The 1,350-nt window shown below is 65.7% G+C and carries 1 protein-coding gene; it reads right to left on the bottom strand.

The window, feature by feature from the left end; genetic code table 11:
* Positions 1-101: 101 nt before the first annotated feature.
* A partial coding sequence (locus ACFUJR_RS39295; protein WP_383451308.1) for a hypothetical protein occupies positions 102-1,350 on the bottom strand: 1,249 nt, incomplete at its 5' end.

The raw sequence follows: 1,350 nt of genomic DNA on the forward strand, positions 1-1,350 counted from the left end.
TCTCAACATGGACATGCCCATTACATGGCCCGCGCAGCCATCAGTACCACGATCGAGCGACCACGAACCAGGGAAGATCGGACTTAACGTCCACTAAGGTCTCAATGATCAGCGCTGGGGGCCACCGAGTTGTCGATGGGGCCGTGGGCCAGGTCGGGGTGCTCGAGAGTGTTCGCGTAGCGGAGTGCGGCGGTGATCGAGAGTCCGAACAGGTCGCAGATGCGTCGGACGTCCCCGCCGGTGGCGTGGATCTCCTGCAGAATGCGGTCCTCGCGCAGAGCTTGCGGTTTCAGCTGTGCCGCGATCCATGGGAAGTTGCGGCTGACTGGTGTGGTTCGTGGTGCGGTCTTTCGGTTGACGAAGAGGTGGGCGTTCAACGTCGCGGGCCAGGTCTTCGACCGGTGGTCGAGGTAGGCGGACAAGCGGGCCAGGACGGGGCCGGCCAGCGGGATCGTTCGGTCCTGCAGGGCGAGGCGGCCGTCCCGGATATCGGTCAGTTGCATCGCCGCCAGCTGTGGGCTTGTCACCGCATGGAAGGCGACGAGCGCGACGGCCAGGGCAACGGCGGGGTCAGGCGAGTTGAGTGCCCGGCGGATGGCATCGCTGTCCAGCGGGAGGGGGACCGTGGCGTTGACGGGCGTGATGGGGAGCCCACGCGTCGGGTCGGTAAAGATGATTTTTCGGGCCTTGAGGACCTTGAACAGCGAGCGGAATCCTTGCTCGGCGAAGTTGCGCTGCGCCCCTCTGGTCGGGAGGGCGGCGACGAAGTCCTTGCGGCTGACCTCTGCCAGGGACTGGCGCCCCGTTTCCGCCCACGTTTGCAGGATGGGGCTCATGCCGAGAATGTGCAGGTGGGCGGTCTGAGGGTGCCGGGCCCGCCTGCGCGGGGCTTGCCGACTGCCTTCGATCATGACGTCGAGCCACGTCTGAAGCTGGGTCACCATCGTCTGCGGCAGCTCGGCGGTGTGCTTGGCGAAGTAGTGGCGTACGGCCAGCGTGCGGTCGTCGATGAGCAGGTCGGCCGCAGCCAGGATCTCCAGGGTCGACAGCGCGGTGCCGCCGATCCGCGGCAGTTCGAGGACGTCACTGGCGTGGATCTTCGCTCCCGGGGTGTCCTGAAGGGCGTGCAGGAGTTTCAGGGAGCGTTTTACCTCGTTGGTGAGCTTCTTGCTCCAGCCGTGCCGAGCGGCGTGTTCGCGAAGGACGGAGTCGCAGAAGGCCAGCATTTCGGTGTCGGGGGCAGCAATGCGACGCTTCAGGGCTCCCTGGTTCGGTGGCATGCGGAAAAGCAGCAGCTGTCTCCACTTCACTGGAGTGAACTCAGCTACGCCGAGGCGGTGTTGGGGTGGC

The organism is Streptomyces sp. NPDC057271 (genome assembly GCF_042668715.1).
Taxonomy (GTDB): domain Bacteria; phylum Actinomycetota; class Actinomycetes; order Streptomycetales; family Streptomycetaceae; genus Streptomyces.